Source organism: Nocardiopsis sp. iso_25 (assembly GCF_056173305.1).
In genome coordinates, this window is the sequence record NZ_CM149667.1 from 5580568 (window position 1) to 5598785 (window position 18218).

The 18218-nt window shown below is 73.5% G+C and carries 12 protein-coding genes; 6 read left to right on the plus strand and 6 right to left on the minus strand.

Features of this window, described 5'->3' with window-relative positions; all coding sequences use genetic code 11:
- Nucleotides 1-72: 72 nt before the first annotated feature.
- Nucleotides 73-1053, minus strand: coding sequence for a 4-(cytidine 5'-diphospho)-2-C-methyl-D-erythritol kinase (locus AC0VX6_RS23995; protein ID WP_475466152.1), 981 nt, complete (start codon nucleotides 1051-1053; stop codon nucleotides 73-75).
- Nucleotides 1054-1315: 262 nt separating this feature from the next.
- Here AC0VX6_RS23995 and AC0VX6_RS24000 point away from each other — a divergent pair, with 262 nt between their 5' ends.
- Nucleotides 1316-3268: a serine/threonine-protein kinase gene (locus AC0VX6_RS24000; RefSeq protein WP_274974765.1), complete on the plus strand. Its 1953-nt coding sequence runs from the start codon at nucleotides 1316-1318 to the stop codon at nucleotides 3266-3268.
- A gap of 271 nt (nucleotides 3269-3539) precedes the next feature.
- On the opposite strand, the gene guaA is transcribed toward AC0VX6_RS24000, so the two are convergent.
- The gene (gene guaA, locus AC0VX6_RS24005) at nucleotides 3540-5120 is read right to left on the minus strand and encodes a glutamine-hydrolyzing GMP synthase (RefSeq protein WP_274974766.1); all 1581 of its coding nucleotides are present in this window, start codon (nucleotides 5118-5120) and stop codon (nucleotides 3540-3542) included.
- A gap of 136 nt (nucleotides 5121-5256) precedes the next feature.
- On the minus strand, nucleotides 5257-6270 hold the full coding sequence (gene galE, locus AC0VX6_RS24010; protein WP_475466154.1) for a UDP-glucose 4-epimerase GalE: 1014 nt from the start codon (nucleotides 6268-6270) through the stop codon (nucleotides 5257-5259).
- A gap of 203 nt (nucleotides 6271-6473) precedes the next feature.
- On the opposite strand from galE, the gene AC0VX6_RS24015 reads away from it, so the two are divergent.
- The 5 genes from AC0VX6_RS24015 to AC0VX6_RS24035 all read left to right on the plus strand — a co-directional run bounded on the left by AC0VX6_RS24015 (nucleotide 6474) and on the right by AC0VX6_RS24035 (nucleotide 11190).
- Nucleotides 6474-7958, plus strand: a complete 1485-nt coding sequence (locus AC0VX6_RS24015) for a sensor histidine kinase (protein WP_475466156.1) — start codon at nucleotides 6474-6476, stop codon at nucleotides 7956-7958.
- Nucleotides 7955-8650, plus strand: a complete 696-nt coding sequence (locus tag AC0VX6_RS24020; RefSeq protein WP_475466158.1) for a response regulator — start codon at nucleotides 7955-7957, stop codon at nucleotides 8648-8650. Before AC0VX6_RS24015 ends, AC0VX6_RS24020 begins: the two co-directional genes overlap by 4 nt.
- A gap of 136 nt (nucleotides 8651-8786) precedes the next feature.
- Nucleotides 8787-9686 carry an ABC transporter ATP-binding protein gene (locus AC0VX6_RS24025; RefSeq protein WP_475466160.1) on the plus strand — a complete coding sequence of 300 codons (900 nt, stop codon included), beginning with the start codon at nucleotides 8787-8789 and terminating at the stop codon, nucleotides 9684-9686.
- Nucleotides 9683-10438 (plus strand): ABC transporter permease, encoded by a 756-nt coding sequence (locus tag AC0VX6_RS24030; protein ID WP_368045804.1) that lies wholly within the window; start codon nucleotides 9683-9685, stop codon nucleotides 10436-10438. Before AC0VX6_RS24025 ends, AC0VX6_RS24030 begins: the two co-directional genes overlap by 4 nt.
- Nucleotides 10438-11190 (plus strand): ABC transporter permease, encoded by a 753-nt coding sequence (locus AC0VX6_RS24035; RefSeq protein ID WP_475466161.1) that lies wholly within the window; start codon nucleotides 10438-10440, stop codon nucleotides 11188-11190. Before AC0VX6_RS24030 ends, AC0VX6_RS24035 begins: the two co-directional genes overlap by 1 nt.
- A 73-nt stretch (nucleotides 11191-11263) precedes the next feature.
- Here the strand turns inward: AC0VX6_RS24035 and AC0VX6_RS24040 are convergent, their stop codons facing one another.
- The 3 genes from AC0VX6_RS24040 to AC0VX6_RS24050 all read right to left on the minus strand — a co-directional run bounded on the left by AC0VX6_RS24040 (nucleotide 11264) and on the right by AC0VX6_RS24050 (nucleotide 18193).
- The gene (locus AC0VX6_RS24040) at nucleotides 11264-13696 is read right to left on the minus strand and encodes an endonuclease/exonuclease/phosphatase family protein (protein WP_475466162.1); all 2433 of its coding nucleotides are present in this window, start codon (nucleotides 13694-13696) and stop codon (nucleotides 11264-11266) included.
- A gap of 319 nt (nucleotides 13697-14015) precedes the next feature.
- Nucleotides 14016-16610: a polynucleotide kinase-phosphatase gene (locus AC0VX6_RS24045; protein ID WP_475466164.1), complete on the minus strand. Its 2595-nt coding sequence runs from the start codon at nucleotides 16608-16610 to the stop codon at nucleotides 14016-14018.
- Complete coding sequence (locus tag AC0VX6_RS24050; protein ID WP_475466165.1) at nucleotides 16607-18193, minus strand: 3' terminal RNA ribose 2'-O-methyltransferase Hen1; 1587 nt, start codon at nucleotides 18191-18193, stop codon at nucleotides 16607-16609. Before AC0VX6_RS24050 ends, AC0VX6_RS24045 begins: the two co-directional genes overlap by 4 nt.
- Between the last annotated feature and the right edge of the window lie 25 nt (nucleotides 18194-18218).

The following is an 18218-nucleotide window of genomic DNA, read 5'->3' on the forward strand; positions in this document are numbered from 1 at the left end:
TTGAACCCCAACAAAGGTTGAGGTCAACTGGCGCGGACCTCCTCCGACCAGGAAAATCGGAGGTGATTTACATCACAGGACGGTGGCCCCGGGGACGTCCCCGTACGCCGTCACGACCTGCTCGCACAGCCCGCTGCCCTCCAGCGCCGCCACCACCGCGGCCTCCCGCTCCGCGACGACCGACTCCTCCTCGTCGCCGCCGCCGACCAGGAAGGCGCAGGTCGGACCCGATCCCGACACCAGGGAGCCCAGCGCCCCCGCACCGGCGCCGGTCTTGAGGGTGCGCTCCAGCTCCGGCAGCAGCGAGAGCGCGGCCTCCTGGAGGTCGTTGGTCAGCGCGGCGCCCAGGACCGCCGGATCGCCGCCGGCCAGCGCGTCGGCCAGCACCCGGTCCGGCAGGGGTTCGGGAGCGTCCGGGCGGATGCGGTCGTACTCGGCGAACACGCCGGCCGTGGACAGGCCGTGCGGCGACAGGGCGAAGACCCAGCGGAACCTTCCCGGGCTGGTCATCGGCCGCAGGAGCTCCCCGCGGCCCGTGCCCACGGCGGTGGCGCCCAGCAGCGCGAAGGGGACGTCGCTGCCCAGGTCGGCCGCGTACCCGAGCAGCTCCTCCAGCGGCAGGCCGCAGCCCCACAGGCGGTCGCAGGCCAGCAGGGCGGCCGCGGCGTCCGCGCTGCCCCCGGCCATGCCGCCCGCCACAGGGATGCTCTTGTCCAGGTGGACCGTGACCGGGCTGCCCCGGCCGGTCCGCTCCGCCAGCAGGGTCACCGCGCGCGCGGCCAGGTTGGACCCGTCCAGGGGCACGCGGGACAGGTGGGAGCCCAGCGCGCCGCCCGCGGTCAGTCCGGCGAAGGCCCCGGCGGCGGATCCGGCACCGCCGGACGGGCTCGGTCGGCGCGAGGAAGCCGCCCGGACGGTAACCTCATCGAACAGCGAGACGGCGTGGAACACGTTGACGAGGTCGTGGAACCCGTCCTCACGTCTGGGCCCCACCGCCAACTGGAGGTTCACCTTCGCGGGGACCCGCACGGTTACGGTGGTATTAACGGTCACGAGTCCCCAATCGTAAAGGAACCCCCACCTTGCGTGAACACAGTGCCCTCCGGGGGCTCCGGTGTGTTCACCGCCTCCCGTCGGCTCGTACGCCGTCAGAGGAAAACGGGAACCCCGGACGCGGTTCGGGGATCGTCACCACTGTCATGTCAGTTTCCGCCCGCCCCCAGAACGGCCCAATCAGGCCCGTGAGTGGGAATCCGGGCACAAACACCGCTACCTTGGGGCAAGGCGGGGTTTGGACACCGTCGGGGAGGGTCGCTTGCCGTCGGATGGGCTCCCGAAGAACCTGGAACCGCTGGCCGCCGGGGATCCGGCCACCATCGGTCCCTACGTGCTGTCCGGGAAGCTGGGTAGCGGCGGCATGGGAACCGTCTACCTGGGCAGCACTCCCGAGCGCAACAACCAGGTAGCCATCAAGGTCATCCGCCCGGAGCTCGCCTTCGACGAGGCGACGCGGGCGCGCTTTCGCGACGAGATGGAGAACGCCCGCAAGGTCGCCTCCTTCTGCACCGCCAAGGTGCTCGACCACGGGACGTTCGAGAACCGTCCCTACATGGTCACCGAGTACATCGCGGGCACCGCCCTGGCCGAGCACATCGCCGAGAACGGTCCCCTGGACTCCTCGACGCTGCACGGCTTCGCGCTGGGCGTGGCGGCCGCCCTGGCCGCCATCCACCGCACCGGGCTGGTCCACCGCGACCTCAAGCCCGCCAACGTGCTGCTGTCGCTCTCGGGCCCCCGGGTGATCGACTTCGGCATCGCCCGCGCGATGAACACCGCGACCAACCACACCCAGACCGGCATCGTCATGGGCAGCCCCGGCTGGATGGCGCCCGAGCAGCTGCTGGAGGAGAAGGTCACCACCTCGGCGGACATCTTCGCCTGGGGCTGCCTGGTGGCCTTCGCCGGGAACGGCACCCACCCCTTCGGCAACGGCGACGCCATGACGCTGGGCAAGCGGGTGCTGTTCGCCGAACCCCAGATCGGCAACCTGGACAGCCCCCTGGACCGCCTGGTGACGCGCGCGCTGGCCAAGGAGCCGGGCCGCCGCCCCACCGCGCAGGACCTGCTGCTGGAGCTGGCTGGCGGCGAGGACAACAGCAACCCCAACGACATCGTGTCCCACGCGCTGCACCAGTCGTGGCGGCCCAACCTGCCCCCGGTGCCCCCGCCCGGCATGCCCCACCCCCAGCAGGGGCCGCCCCAGACCATGGCGGGCATGCGCCACCCGGCGCCCGGCCAGTACCAGGGCGCGCCCCCCATGCCCCCGCCCGCGCACCAGACGGGCAACTACCCGCGTCCGCAGGGTCCGCCGCCGGGCCATCCGGGCGGCCCCCCGCCGGGGGGCCAGGCGCAGCAGGCGCACCAGGTCCCCGGAGTCCAGGCTCCGGGCGGGCAGCCCCAGGGCGGCCCGGTGCAGCAGCCGCGGCCCGTGCCCGGTCCCGGCCAGGCGCCGCACCCGGCCTCGACCGGGCCGATCCCGATGGTTCCCCCGGCCGACCAGCAGACTGGCCGCCGGGGCCCGCAGCCCTACGTTCCGCCGGTGCCGCCGCCACCGCACCAGCCCGCCGCGCCCAACCGGCGCAGGGGGACGGTCGTGGCCCTGGTGCTGGGCGCCGTGGCGCTGCTGGCGGCCCTGATCGTCATGGCGACCGTGCTGACCAACCTCAGCGACTGGTCGCTCTTCGGGGACGGCGACTCCCAGGGGGACGCCTCCGAGCAGTCGGGCGCCGCCCCGGAACCGCAGGCGCCCGCGCCCGGCGACGAGTCCCCCGGCGGCGCCGACGAGGAGGAGGCTCCAGAGGAGGTGCCCAGCGGGATGTCGGGCGCCTCCGCGGACCGCATGGTCGAGTACCGGATCAGCGGGGTCAGCTGCGGCCTGACCGAGCACAACATCCGCTCGGAGCTGCCGTCGACCGGCCAGTACTGCGTGGTGGACCTGGAGCTGTTCAACCTCAGCGACGAACTCGTGGAGTTCGAGCACACGGCGCAGCACATGACGACCAGCCGGGAGCCCGTCAACGCCCAGGCGCCGTCCGTGCGCGAGGTGGAGGCCCCGCTGTGGGACTCGGCCGGGATCGGCCCCGGGGTCGCCGCCGGGGGCGAGCTGGTGTTCATACTGCGCGACGACATGGAACCGCGCACGCTGGTGCTCAACCACCGGGCGGGCGCGGAGGCCACGGAGATCAACATCGAGCACATCGTGGACTGAGCCCCGGGCCGGGGGCGGGCCGCGCCCGTCGCGGGGCGGCACCGTTCGCAGGGCAGCACGGTGCCGACGGGGCGGGGAGCCCCCCTGTATCCAGGACACCGCATCGGCGCCCCGCTCCGCCACCCCCGGTCCGCGCCTGTGGACGACCGCTCCCCGGCGCGGCGCCGCGAGGACGGAACGGAAAACGGACGGGCCCGGGTGACGACGCGTCGTCACCCGGGCCCGTCCGCCGCTCGGGGGCCGCTCCCGCGGGTCCGGTCCCCGGCGGGGGCTACTCCCACTCGATGGTGCCCGGGGGCTTGCTGGTCACGTCCAGCGCCACCCGGTTGATCTCGCGCACCTCGTTGGTGATGCGGTTGGAGATCCCGGCCAGCACGTCGTAGGGCACGCGCGACCAGTCGGCGGTCATGGCGTCCTCGCTGCTGACCGGGCGCAGCACGACCGGGTGGCCGTAGGTGCGCCCGTCGCCCTGCACGCCCACCGACCGCACGTCGGCGAGCAGCACCACCGGGCACTGCCAGATGTCGCGGTCCAGTCCGGCGCGGGTCAGCTCCTCGCGGGCGATCGCGTCGGCCTCGCGCAGGATCTCCAGGCGCTCGCGGGTGACCTCGCCGATGATGCGGATGGCCAGGCCGGGGCCGGGGAAGGGCTGGCGCCAGACCATCTCGGCGGGCAGGCCCAGCTCCTCGCCGACCTTGCGCACCTCGTCCTTGAACAGCTCGCGCAGCGGTTCCACCAGCGTGAACTGGAGGTCGTCGGGCAGGCCGCCCACGTTGTGGTGGGACTTGATGTTGGCGGTCCCGGTGCCGCCGCCGGACTCCACCACGTCCGGGTAGAGGGTGCCCTGCACCAGGAACTCGACCTCGGCGCCGCTCTCGCCGCTCTCGGCGACGACCTCGCGGGCCGCCTGCTCGAACACGCGGATGAACTCGCGGCCGATGATCTTGCGCTTCTCCTCGGGGTCGGAGACCCCGGCGAGGGCGGACAGGAACCGCTCCTCGGCGTCCACGACCTTGAGCTTGGCGCCCGTGATCGCGACGAAGTCCTTCTCCACCTGCTCGGCCTCGCCCTTGCGCAGCAGACCGTGGTCCACGAAGACGCAGGTCAGCTGGTCGCCGACGGCGCGCTGCACCAGCGCGCCGGCCACCGCGGAGTCCACGCCGCCGCTCAGCGCGCAGATGACGCGCTTGTCGCCGATGTCCTCGCGGATGCGCTCCAGCTGCTCCTCGACGATGTTGACCATCGTCCAGGTGGGTCGGCACCCGGCGCCCTCGTACAGGAAGCGGCGCAGCACCTCCTGGCCGTGCTCGGTGTGCAGGACCTCGGGGTGGAACTGGACGCCGAAGAGGTTGCGGCCGGTGTGCTCGAACGCGGCGACCGGGGCGCCCGCGGTGCTGGCGGTCGTGGCGAAGCCCTCGGGGGCCTCCACCACCGAGTCGCCGTGCGACATCCAGACCAGCTGCTCGGCGGGCATCCCGGCGAACAGCAGGGAGTCGGTGACCGCCGACAGCTCGGTACGGCCGAACTCACTGAGGTCGGTCCTGGCGACGGTGCCGCCCAGGGCCCGGGTCATCGCTTGGAAGCCGTAGCAGATGCCGAAGGTGGGCACCCCGGTCTCGAACAGCTCGGGGCCCAGGTTCGGGGCCCCCTCGGCGTAGACCGACGACGGGCCGCCGGACAGGATGATGGCCTTGGGTTTCTTGGCGAGCATCTCCTCGACGGGCATGGTCGAGGGCACGATCTCACTGTGCACGTGGCATTCGCGGACCCGGCGTGCGATCAGCTGCGCGTACTGCGCGCCGAAGTCGACGACGAGAACGGTGTCGAACGTGCTCTCAGCACCAACGGACACGACGGAGGACCTTCCGCAGGAAGTACAGGGATGTCCGCCCAGTCTAGGGCGTTGCACACGCCCGGAAGGCCCCGCGCGCGTGTGCGGTCCGGCTCAGCGCGCGCGGCGGGGCCGCCGGGGGGGGCTCCCCCGGGGCTCAGGCGGTGAAGCCCGCGGGGTTGGCCGACTGCCAGCGCCACGCGTCGCGGCAGGCGTCGTCCACCGTGCGCACGGCCTTCCAGCCCAGGTCGCGGGCGGCGGCCGAGGGGTCGGCGAAGCACACGGCGATGTCGCCGGGGCGGCGGTCGACCACCTCGTACGGGACGGCCGCCCCGGTGGCGCGCACGAAGGCGCGCAGGCCCTCCAGGACGGAGGTGCCCTGCCCGGTGCCCAGGTTGTAGACGCGGTACCCGGACGCGTCGGCGAGGTGCTCCACGGCGGCCATGTGCCCCTGGGCCAGGTCCACCACGTGCAGGTAGTCGCGCACGCCGGTGCCGTCGGGGGTGTCGTAGTCGTCGCCGAACACGTTCAGCCGCTCGCGGCGGCCCGCGGCGACCTGCGCCACGTAGGGGAAGAGGTTGTTGGGGACGCCCTGGGGGTCCTCGCCGATCAGACCGCTGGGGTGGGCGCCGATGGGGTTGAAGTAGCGCAGGGAGGTGATCCGCCAGCGCGGGTCGGCGGCGGCCGTGTCCCGGAGGACTCGCTCGGCGAACAGCTTGGTGGCGCCGTAGGGGTTGGTGGCGGACAGGGCGCTGTCCTCGGTGATCGGCACCTGCTCGGGGTCGCCGTAGACGGTGGCCGAGGAGCTGAAGACCAGGTCGCGCACGCCGTGCTCGTCCATGACCTCGATGAGCGTGAACAGGGAGTCCATGTTGTTGCGGTAGTAGCGCAGCGGCTGCTCCACCGACTCCCCCACGGCCTTGAGCCCGGCCATGTGGATGACGGCGTCGACGCGGTGCTCGGCGAAGACCCGGCGCATCGCCTCGGGGTCGGCGCAGTCGGCCCGGTGGAAGGCGACGGTGCGCCCGGTGATGCGCTCGACGCGGCGCAGGGCCTCCTCGTGGCTGTTGGAGAGCAGGTCCACGACCACGACCTCGTGCCCGGCTTCGAGGAGTTCGACCGCCGTGTGGGAGCCGATGTACCCGGCACCACCGGTGAGCAGTACGTTCATGTCTCATTTCCCTGGGTGTAGTGCGCCCGCCGCGTCGCGGGCGCTCCCCAGGATAGGCGCCCCGCGGAAGCGGGCCCGTGGACACGCCCCGCCCCTGACCTGCCCTTCGTCGGTGTCCGGGGGCCGCGGGGCCGCCTTTCGGACCCCGCGGTCTCATGCCGGGGCATGAGGCCCGGCGGCCTCCGCGTCCCTATCGTGGAGGGATGGCCGACCTGACCGCGCGCACCCTCCTGGACCGCGCCACGCTCTGGGCCCGGGACCACGTACTCGCCGTGGACGCGCTCTGGGCCGCCGTCTGGTTCGGCATGTCGGTACTGACCCGGCCCGGGGGCGGCTTCACCGCCACCGAGTCGTGGGTCTACCTCGCCGTGTCCGCCGCGTGCTGCGCCGCCCTGGTCCTGCGCCGCGTCCGTCCGCTCACGTGCCTGGCGGTACTGGGGTTCCTGCTGGCGTTCCACATCCTCTGGTTCGACCAGCTCACGGCTCCGGTGGGCATCTGCGCCCTGGTCGCCTCCTACACGGCGCAGGCCGAACTCCCGCGCCCGTGGCGCGCCGTCGGCCTCGTCCTGCTCCTGACCGGGGCGGCCTGGGCCGTCCTCTCCATCTCGCCGGACAACCTCTCCCCGGACCTGGAGCTGCGTCTCAACAGCGTCTTCTCGGCGTGGACGGCGGTCGGGCTGTTCTCCCTGCTCGGAGCGTTCCGCAGGCGCAACCGCGAGGAGTTCGCCCGCGTCGTGGAGCACGCCCGGCTGCTGGAGACCCAGCGGGAGCAGGAGGTGCGCCTGGCCGCGCTCGACGAGCGGACCCGTATCGCCCGGGAGATGCACGACATCCTCGCGCACTCGCTGAACGTCATCGTCGCCCAGGCCGACGGCGGCCGCTACGCCGCGAAGGCCGCCCCGGAGCGCGCGGTGGCCGCCCTGGCCACCGTCGCCCAGGTGGGCCGCGAGTCGGCGGCGGAGCTGCACCAGCTCCTGGGCGTCCTGCGCGACGGCGAGGAGCGCGGGGCCGCCCCGGCCCCCGGGGTCGGCGACCTTCCCGGCCTGGTGGAGGAGTACCGCCGCGCCGGTCTGCGGATCCGCCTGGTCCAGCACGGGTCCCCGGCCGCCCCGCGCGGCGGGCGGACGGACAGCGGCGCCCCGGCGACCCTGCCCGCGACCGCGTCCCTGACGGTCTACCGCGTGGTGCAGGAGTCGCTGGCCAACGCGCTGAAGCACGGCGGGCCATCCGCCGTGCGGGTCGAGCTGACGTGGTCGCCCGGAAGGGTCGGGATCGACGTGGCCAACTCCGTCCGCGAGACCGTGCCCACCGCTCTCACCGCTCCCGCGGGCCCCACAGGCCGCTCGGAACCCGCGGGTCACCTGGTGTACAGAGTCCCCTCAGCACCCGCGAGTTCCTCCGGCACCGAAACGCCCTCCGTCACCGGAAGGCGCTCCGTCATCGGGAGGCATGTCGGAATCGGAAGCCCCTCCGATACCGGGGCGCCCTCTCCCGTCGGAGGCTCCTCCCCGGCGGGGGCGCCCTCCGCCGCCGGGACGGCCCCGGACCGCGCCCGGCGGGGCCCCGGCCACGGCCTGGTCGGCATGCGCGAGCGCGTGGGCCTGCACGGCGGCGCCCTGGAGGTCGGCGCCGACGACGTCACCGGCACCTGGCTGGTGCGCGCGGTGGTCCCCTGGGAGGAGGCGTGATCCGCGTGGGGCTGGCCGACGACCAGGTCCTGTTCACGGCGGGCATGGCGATGGTCATCGACTCCCAGCCGGACCTGACCGTGGCCTGGGAGGCGGCCGACGGGGCCCGGGCACTCGCCCGGCAGCACTCCGACCCCGTCGACGTCCTGCTCATGGACGTCCAGATGCCCGGCACGGACGGCCTGAGCGCCACGCGCTCCCTCGTCTCCTCCGGGGCTGGCTGCCGCGTCGTCATCCTCACGACCTTCGACACCGACGAGTACGTGGTCGAGGGCGTGGAGGCCGGGGCCGCGGGCTTCCTGCTCAAGAACACCCCGCCCGAGGAGCTGCTGGAGGCCGTGCGGACCGTGCACCGGGGCGACTCCGTCATCTCGGCCAGTTCCACGCGCAGGCTGCTCGGGCACGTGCGTCCGCTGCTGGGCGGTCCGTCCCCGCGTCCGGTCCCGCTCGACGGGGACACCCGCCGCGCCGCCGCCTCGCTGACCCCGCGCGAGCAGGAGGTCCTCGTCGCCGTGGCCCTGGGGTACACGAACACGGAGATCTGCGAGCGCCTCGTGCTGTCCATGCCCACGGTCAAGACCCACGTGGGCCACGTCCTGGCCAAGACCGGCTCCCGCGACCGGGTGCAGGCCGTGCTGTTCGCGTTCCGCGCCGGGCTGGTGGGCCGCGAGGACCTGCTCCGGGAGGCGTGAACGGGCCCGCCCCGTACCCTCCCCTCCCGGTGCCCCGCGCCCCCTCCTCCTACCGCGGTAGGAGCGCGTTTCCCCTCCCCCGGCACGATGCCCTCCCCGGTCCCGGTGCCGGAAGCTCCTCGGTGGAAGGAGTTCCATGGACCACATCATCACCACCCACCACCTGACGAAGGCCTACGGTGCGCGGACGGTCGTCGACGACCTCGACCTGCGGGTGCCGCCGGGCTGCGTCTACGGCTTCCTGGGCCCCAACGGCTCGGGCAAGTCCACCACCATGAAGATGCTGCTGTCGCTAGCCCGGCCGACCCGGGGCGCGATCACCGTCTTCGGACAGCCGATGAACCGGGACACGCGCCCCGCCCTGATGCGGGAGATCGGCTCCCTCATCGAGGCGCCTCCCGGCTACGCCCACCTGACCGGGCGGGAGAACATGGCGATCGTCCAGCGGATGCTCGGGCTCAGCGACCGGCAGGTCTTGCGCGCGGTCGCCACCGTGCGCCTCCAGGAGCACATGGGCAAGCTCGTCCGCGCGTACTCGCTGGGGATGAAGCAGCGCCTGGGCATCGCGATGGCCCTGGCGCGGGAGCCGCGTTTGCTCGTCCTCGACGAGCCCACCAACGGCCTGGACCCCGCGGGCATCGAGGAGATCCGCGAACTGCTGGTGACGCTGGCCGGGGAGGGCGTCACGGTCATGGTCTCCAGCCACCTGCTCGACGAGATCGACAGGATGGCCTCGGTTCTGGGCATCCTGGGCCGCGGAAAGCTGGTCTTCCAGGGCACCCGGACCGAACTGTTCCACCGCAGCGTGCCGGACCTGCTCGTGGACACCCCCGAACCCGACCGCGCCCTGGCCCTGGGCATCCCCGCCGTTCGCGCGGAGCGGGGCGTGCGCCTGTCCGGGTTCGGCGACGAGGACACCGCCGCGCTCGTGCGGCGCCTCGTCGAGGGCGACGTGCCGGTCCACGGGGTGCGGCGCGTCCAGCAGTCCCTGGAGGAGGTCTTCATGGACCTCACCGGCCGTGAGGGGCTGCTGTGATCGTGACGGCGTTGAGACTCGAACTGCGCAAGGCGCGCAGGCTCCGGGTCGTGCTGGTCTGCGCGGTCATGGTGGCCGCCGTCGTGGGCCTGTCCTGCATGAACCTGATGTCGGACTCCGTGCGGGAGGGCTTCGGCGACCCGGCCGCCCAGCCGTGGGAGGGCCTGCTCATGAGCTACGTCATGATCGCGGCCATGACCTCACCCCTCCTGGTCTCGGTGCTGGCCAGCAGGCAGGTGGACATCGAGCACCAGGGCCGGGGCTGGACGCTGTCGCAGGTGGCCGGGTTCGGTTCGGGGCTGCTGTGCCGGGCCAAGGTCGCGGTGCTGGGCCTGCTGCTGGCGGCCGCGGTGGCCGTCCAGACCGCGCTGGTCTTCACGGCGGGCCTGGCCGCGGGGATCACCGTGGAGCCGGACCCCGGCGTGTGGGTCCGGTACGCCTTCGGGCTGCTCCTGGTGGATCTGGCGGTGCTGTGCCTGCACGTGCTGCTGGCCGCGCTGGTGGAGAACCAGCTCGTCGGGCTGGCGCTCGGGCTGCTCGGCTCGTTCTGCGGGGTGTTCACCCTGCTGATGCCCCCGGCCCTGGCGCGCGTGCTGCCCTGGGGCTACTACGCGGTCGTCTCCCCGCTGGGGATGGACGAGGACGGCTTCGTCGCTATCACGCCCGGATACGGCTGGCTGGCCGCGTTCCTGGTGCTCGTGGCGGTTCTGTTCGCCGTGGCCAGCCACCGCTTCGACCGGACGGAGGCGTGATGGGGATGGTCCTCGCCGAACTCGCCAAGCTGCGCCGTTCGGCCCTGTGGATCGTGGCCGTGGTGCTGCCGCTGCTCGCGGTCGTCACGGGGACGGTGAACTACGGCGCCAACGAGGAGGCCCTCTCCTCCGGGTGGGCGTCCTACTGGTCCCAGGTGGTGCTCTTCTACGGCATGGTGTTCATGTCGATGGGGATCGCGGTGGCGGCGTCGGCCGCGTGGCGCATGGAGCACCGTGGCCACAACTGGAACCTGTTGATGGCCGCGCCCGCGCGGGCGTTCTCGGTCGTCGGCGCCAAGCTCGTCTCGCTCGCCCTGGTGGTCGTGGTGATGCAGTCCGTGCTGCTCGGGCTGGTGGTGCTGAGCGGCAAGCTCGTCCTGGGTCTGGACGGCTGGCTGCCCTGGCACAGCGCGGCCGCCGCCCTGCTGGGCGTCGTCGCCGCGCTGCCGGTGGCCGCGTTGCAGTCCCTGCTGTCGATGCTGGTCCGCTCCTTCGCCGCGCCCGTCGCCCTGGGCCTCCTGGGCTGCGTCGCCGGGGTCGGCCTCCTCTACTCCGGGGAGGGCGGAGTGGTCTCCTACCTCCTGCCGCAGTCGCTGGTCACCACGTCGCTCAGCCTGGGCAGCACGGCCGTCTCCGACGCGGGGTCCCTCGACCTGCCGACGGCGTTCTCCGTCGCGCTCGCGGCCACGGTGACCACCCTCGCCCTGTGGGTGCTCTCCGCGACGGTGCTGAGCCGCAGGGACGTGCGCTGACCCCGTCGGCGCGAGGGCGACCGGCCGGGGACCCGGCTCCCGGCGCGGGGGACGCGCCGGGAGCCGGGCGGCCTCAGGGGCGCCCGGGCGGGGTGCTGCGGCGGGTGTCCAGCCACAGCACCTGGGGGTCGTGGTCGCTGACCTGGTCGGAGAACTCGGAGTTGATCCGCGCGATGTCGTACTCGACCCGGCCCGCGAGCGCCTGGTTGACCAGGATGTGGTCCAGGGCCTGGGAGTTGCCGTCGAAGACGTAGTTGTAGCGCTCCTCCTCGGGCAGGTCCGTCATCGGGTTGTGCAGCGGCCCGTCGGCGGTGAGGATCTCCAGGGTCCGGGAGAACTGGAAGTCGTTCAGGTCGCCCATGACCACCAGGTTGGCCCCGGGGTCCACGGCCAGCAGCTCCTCGGCGAAGTCGCGCACGAGTTCGGCCTGGGCGTGGCGCTGGGTCTCGCTGGTGCGCCGCGGCGGCTGGTGGACGCCGTGCAGGGACTCGTCCCCGCCCTTGGAGTTGAAGTGGTTGGTGACCACGTAGACGTCCCGGTTCAGGGCGCGGAAGTGACCGACCAGCGGCTTGCGGCTGGACTCCCAGGCCTGGTCGCGCGGGCTGATCCGGCCCGGGGACACCGACAGCTCGGCGCCGCGTTCGCCCTCCACGACCTCCACGGCGGTGGTGGCGTCGCCGCCCTCGCGGTCGACGAACTCCACACGCTCGGGGTCGAACAGGAACGCGTTGCGGATGTTGCCGCCGGGCTGGCCGCCGTCCTGCTTGTCCTCGGGGCTGATCTGCCGCCACTCGTAGGCGGGGCCTCCGTGCGCCTCCACGGCCTCCACCAGCCGGTCCAGGGTGACGTCGGCGTCCACGACGCCGTCGTCGGTCGGGCCGGTGCTGTCCTGGATCTCCTCCAGGCCGATGATGTCGGGCGAGTCCAGGGACTCGACGATCCCGGCGGCCAGCGCGTCGTACTTGGCCTGGTCGTCGCGCCCGCCGAGGTTCTCGACGTTGTAGGTGGCGACGCTGACCTCGTGGCGGCGCGCGTCGCGGACGGCGGTGCGCTCCAGGTCGCCCCGCACGTGCTCTCCCAGGGTGGTGGCGCGGATGAGGTAGCCGCCGAACCGGCTGTAGTAGAGGGGGCCCTCGGTGACCCCGGCGAGGGTGTCGCCCACGTTCGCCTCGGGGAACGGGTGCCGGTCGCGGTCGAGCAGCGACTCGACCTTGATCCGTCCGGAGTTGGGGTCGTCGTAGGAGCCGTAGCGGGTGCCGCCGTTGACGGTGGGGTTGTGCCCGGGCTCGGTGGTCACCCAGAGCGCGGCGTAGTCGTCGGTGGCTCCGACGACGGGCGCGTCCTCCACGCGGACGAGCATGTGCTCGTGCGCGGCCCAGAAGTCCAGGGCGTAGGCGCCGGGGTCCAGCTCCAGTGCGGAGACGTCCCCGCCGGGCTCGGGCGCGTACGCCTCGGGGACGGCGCCCTCGTCGAGCAGGACCGGGTCGGGTACGGCGCGGCCCGAGGACAGGACGGTCCAGCGGGCCTGGTCGAGCTGGGTGATGGTCTGCGTGCCGGAGGCGGGGCGGTACTCGCTGACCCGTCCGGCGGCCAGGACCTCGTCGCCGACGGCCACGTCCGGGGTGGTGGACCCGGTGAAGACGAACAGCGCCTCGCTGGTGCGCGGGTCGCCGTCGCCCTCGGCGTCCTGGAACCAGAACCCCCGCGCGCCGCCGAAGGGGTTGACCGCCGTGACCACGCCGGGCAGGCCCGTGACCCGCTGTCCGGCGTAGGGGGAGGTGCGGGTGGTGCCCTGGACGTCGTGGACGCGCAGGTCGCCGGGCTCGACGGGCTCCTCGGGGTCGGTGCCGCCCCCGCCGGGGGTCTGGCCCGCGGTGTTGGTGGGCGAGGGGGCCGCGGCCGTGAAGTCGGCCGCGTTGTCGCCGGTGTCGGTGAGGGCGTCGTCGCGCGAGGCGGAGGTGGTGTTGCTCAGCCGGGGCGCGGGCGCTCCCTCGTGGACGACGGCGTCCCCGTAGCCGACGAGGTCGGCGACGGCGGCGTCCGCGGCGCACTCCGCGGCGGTCCGGCAGGTGACGGGGTCGGTGCCCCGCACGAGCAGGACCGTGCCGGAGGTGGCGGACATGTTGGTGCCGCCGGTGGCGTCGGGGGCGGGGAGGTCGACACTGCCCCCGGCACCCGCGGCGTGGCGCACGAGGTAGTGCCCGTCCGCGCCGATCTCGCCGTTCAGTGCGGTGACCTGCACCTGGGTGGCGGGCCTGGGGCTGGCGGGCAGGTACTGCACGCTCCAGCCGTCGAGGGAGAACGCCGCACCGGTGGGGTTGCCCAGTTCGACGAAGTCGTGGCGCAGTCGCGCGCCGCTGTTGCCGCCTCCGCCGTAGACCTCGCTGACCACCGGGGTGGCGGTGTCGGCGAGGGCGGACGGCGCGGACGTGAGCCCGAGGCCCAGGAGCACCGCCGCCGCGGCGGACGTGGACGCGACCAGGCGTCCGGGTCGGTTGGGGGACACATCTTCTCCGGAGGGGAGTGGTGGTTGACGGGCGTGCACATCATGGCCCCTGCGGATGGCCGACCGAAAGAGAAGGCGTGAAAAGGAGGCGAATCGGAACGCCGTCGGTGGGATCGGACCGGTCCGGCGGCGCCCCCGCCTCGTGGGTTCCTCCAGCCCGCGTTCCGCCGCGCCCGACCCCGGTTGGCCGGAGGCGGTGCTGATGTGACTGCGAACTCCTGACCTGGAGTGGTCTCGTACTTGTAGCGGGTTCGGGCCGTCGAACCCCGCTACAGGTACGAGGTCCCCGCGGGGAGGGGGCGGCGCCCGCCCCCTCCCCCTAAAGCCGGGGGTCGACCGGGACCGACTCCAGGGCCAGCACCGCGAACACCGGTTCGTGCACGCGCCACAGCGGTTCGCGCCGGGCGTGGCGGGCCAGCGCCTCCAGGCCCAGCTTGTGCTCGCGCATGGCCAGCCCGCTCTTGCGGCCCACCTGACGGTCCTTCAGGACCGCCATCCGCTCGGGGTCGGTGTAGTCGGGCCCGTAGACGATGCGCAGGTACTCGGGCCCGCGCACCTTCAGCCCGGGCTGCGCCAGGCCCTTGCGGCCCGTGGCGCGGGCGCCCAGGACGGGTTTGACCACCATCCCCTCGCCGCCGGTGGAGACCATGTCGGTCCACCAGTCGGCGGCCGAGGCGCACGCGCCCGGGTCGGTGGTGTCCACGACCCGGTAGCGGGTGGGGTGGACCAGGCCGCTCGCCTCGGCGAGCCGTTCGGCGACGGCCATGTGCCACAGGTGGTCGGCGTCCCCGTACTCGCGCCCCTCGGAGGCCAGCACCATGAACGGCGCGTACCGGAGTCCGGCGGTGCCGTCGGTGTCCCAGGAGTAGCGCCGGTAGACCCGGCTGAACTCCTCCACCTGCTCCGTCCGGCGCGCGACCCCCTCGATCAGCCCGTCCACGGGCACACCGCGCCCGGCCGCGGCGGCGAGCGCGATCCCGGCGGCGGGCAGGGCCGCGCGGGCGGCGGCGCCCACCGACGCGTACTGCTCGCGGATCAGCGACCGGGCCTTGGCCGACCACGGCAGCATCTCCCCGTCCAGGGCGACCCAGTCGGTGCCCAGCCGGTCCCACAGCCCTGCGTCGGTGACCGCCCGGCGGAGCTGGTCCACGACCTCGGCCTGGAGGGCAGGGTCGGAGAAGAAGGGCCGTCCTGTCCGGGTGTAGACGGTGCCCAGCCGGCCGGGCACGAACCGGCGTTCGGCGGCGTCGGCGTCCCGGCACAGCACTGCCACGGCCCGCGACCCCATGTGCTTCTCCTCGCACACGACCTCGCCGATCCCCGAGCCCCGGAAGGAGGCGAAGGCCTCGTTCGGGTGCTCCAGCAGCCCGGGCCCGGCCGAGGTCGGCGCGGGCGCCATGGTCGGCGGGAGGTAGAGCAGCCAGCGCGGGTCCACCGCGAACCTGCTCATGGCCTCCAGCGCGGCCAGGGTGCTGCCGCCGTCGGCGCGCACCAGGCCGTGCTCGGTCTCCACGAACATGCCCGTGCGGGTGTCGCCGACGCCGATGTCGGTGACGTCCACAGCGGCGTCGGGGCGCGTGGCGGTCTCCCCGTCCGCGGTGTCCGTCAGCGGCCGGGCGGGCTCGTACCAGGTGCGGCGCGCCCGCACGTCGACGATCTCGCGCTCGGGGTAGCGCAGCGCGGTGAGCCTGCCGCCGAACACGCAGCCGGTGTCCAGGCAGAGGGTGTTGTTGACCCACTCGGCCTTGGCCATGGGCGTGTGCCCGTAGACCACGGCGGCCCGGCCGCGGTACTCGCGCGCCCACGGCAGCCGCACCGGGAGCCCGTACTCGTCGGTCTCGCCGGTGGTCTGGCCGTACAGGGCGAAGGAGCGCACCCGTCCGGAGGCCCGCCCGTGGTACTCCTCCTTGAGTCCGGCGTGCGCGACGACCAGCGCGCCCCCGTCCAGGACGAGGTGGCTGACCAGCCCGTCGCAGAAGTCCAGCACGCGCCCCCGGAACTCCCCGCTCTCGCGTCCCAGCTGTTCCATGGTCTCGGCGAGGCCGTGCGTGAGCTGGGCCTTGCCGCCCTTGAGCACACGGACGAGCTTGTTCTCGTGGTTGCCGGGCACGCAGAGGGCGTCGCCGTCGGCGACCATGCCCATGACCAGGCGCAGGACGCCGGGGCTGTCGGGGCCCCGGTCCACGAGGTCGCCGACGAACACCGCCGTGCGCCCCCGCGGGTGCCGGGCGCCGACCGGGCGCCCGAGGCCGTCGCGGGTCAGCTCGTAGCCGAGGTCGCCCAGCAGCTCCTCCAGTTCCTCGCGGCAGCCGTGCACGTCGCCGACGATGTCGAAGGGGCCGGTGAGCTCCCTGCGGTCGGGCCAGGCGCGCTCCAGTCCGATGACGGCGGCGTCGATCTCCTCCGGCCCCTGGAGCACGTGCACCTTGCGGAAGCCCTCCCGGCGCAGGTGCCGCAGGCTCTGGCGCAGGTCGCGCCGCTGGCGGCGGATGACGTGGTCGCCGAAGTCGCGGTCGGACCGGTCCCGGTTGCGCTCGCGGGCCAGGGCCTCGGGGACGTCGAGCACGATGGCCGTGGACAGCACGTCGTTGTCCTTGGCGATGCGCACGAGTTCCTGACGGGCCCTGCTCTGCACGTTGGTGGCGTCGACCACGGCGAGCAGGCCCCGGCGCAGCCGGATGTCCACGACGGTGTGCAGGAGCGAGAACGCGTCGGCGGTGGCGGCCTGGTCGTTCTCGTCGTCGCTGACCATGCCCCGGCAGCGGTCGGAGCCGATCACCTGCGTGGGGGCGAAGTGCCGGGCGGCGAAGGTGGACTTACCGGAACCGGAGACCCCGACCAGCACGACGAGCCCCATCTCGGGCACGCCGAGCACGCGCGGCTCGGCGGCCCCGGTCCTCTCGGTCGTACTCATCGGACGAAGACTCCCATCTGGGTCGGTGCGCCGGTGTCGGGGTGTTCGGGCCCGACCGGCAGGTGGCGGACGCGGTAGCCGTACTTGTCGGCGATCCCGTCCGCCCACAGGGTGAACTCGGCGCGCGTCCACTCGAAGCGGTGGTCGCTGTGCCGGAAGGCGCCGTCCTCCAGCCCCTCGTAGTGGGTGTTGTACTCGGCGTTGGGCGTGGTGACCACGACGACGCGGGGCCGGGCGGAGCCGAACACGCTCTCCTCCATCGCGGGCAGCCGCGAGGGGTCCAGGTGCTCGACCACCTCCATGAGGACGGCGGCGTCGTAGCCCTCGAACCGCTTGTCGCGGTAGACGACCGAGCCGACGAGCAGTTCCGGCCCGGGCCGCGCGTCCCCGCGGTCGCGGGCCGCGACGGTGTCGGAGAACAGGGGCCGGTGGCGGTCGCGCCCGCCGGGGTCGCAGCCCCGGCACACCCTGCGGTGGGCGCGTTCGAGGCTGACGACGCTGACGTCGACTCCGGTGACGCGCTCCAGGGAGCGGTCGCGGGCCAGGCGGGTGAGCAGTTGTCCGGCGCCGCAGCCCAGGTCGATGACGCTGGTGGCGTTCTCGGCGGCGAGCACGGACATGACCGCCCCGGCCCGCTGTTCGGCCAGGCTGGGGGCGCGCTCCTCAGGGGGCGGCGCCGCGGCGGCCTCCTCGTCCCCGGGGTCGTCGCCCTCCCCGTCCCCGGTCAGGTCGTCGGCCTCGGCCAGGCGGGCCAGCGCGGTGCGCACGTAGCCGTCGCGGCGGTTGAGGTAGCGGCGGACGATCCAGGCCCGTTCGGGGTGTCCGGCGAGCCAGCCGGTCTCGGCGGACCCGTCACTCCCGTCCGCACCGTCGGTCCCGCCCGCACCGGCACCCTCGACGGCATCGTCGCCCTCGTCGGCACCGGCGTCACCGGTGGTCCCGGCGGCGACCCCGCCGGCCCGCAGCAGCTTGTCCACCTCGCTGCGGTCCACCCAGTAGTGCTTGTTGCCGTCCAGGACGGGCAGCAGCACGTACAGGTGGCTGAGCGCCTCGGACAGCCGCACGGTGCCGGTGAGGGTGAGCGACAGGTAGTGGGAGTCGCCCCATCCGGGCAGCCCCGGGTCGAGCGGGACCGGTTCGGCCTCCGCCGCCCACCCCAGGGGCTCGAACAGCGACCGTGCGCGCTCGGCGCCGCCCCGGCAGGGCACCGCGGGCATGCGCAGCTCCAGCGGGATCGGCGTGCGCGCCAGCTCGGGACGCTGCTTGCAGTCCCCCCGGAGCGCGGAGCGCATGACCCGCCCCAGCGCCACCGTGAACAGCGACGACGTCGCGTAGGGGCGGTCGTTGACGTACTGGGCCAGCGCGAAGTCGGGTGTGCTCACCGACGTGCGCGTGCGCAGCAGCGCCTGCGCGTCGACGTCGAGCATCAGCGCGGCGGTGCAGCGCTGCTCGGTGGCCTCGGGGTAGAAGACGTGGGCGGTGCCGAAGGACTGATCGAAGCTCTGCGCCCTGTCGGGGTGCTTGTGCAGCAGGAAGCCGAGGTCCGTCGCCGGGCTCGCCGTGGTCGTGATCGTCAGTAGCACCCGTGCATTGTGGCCGAGCCCTTAC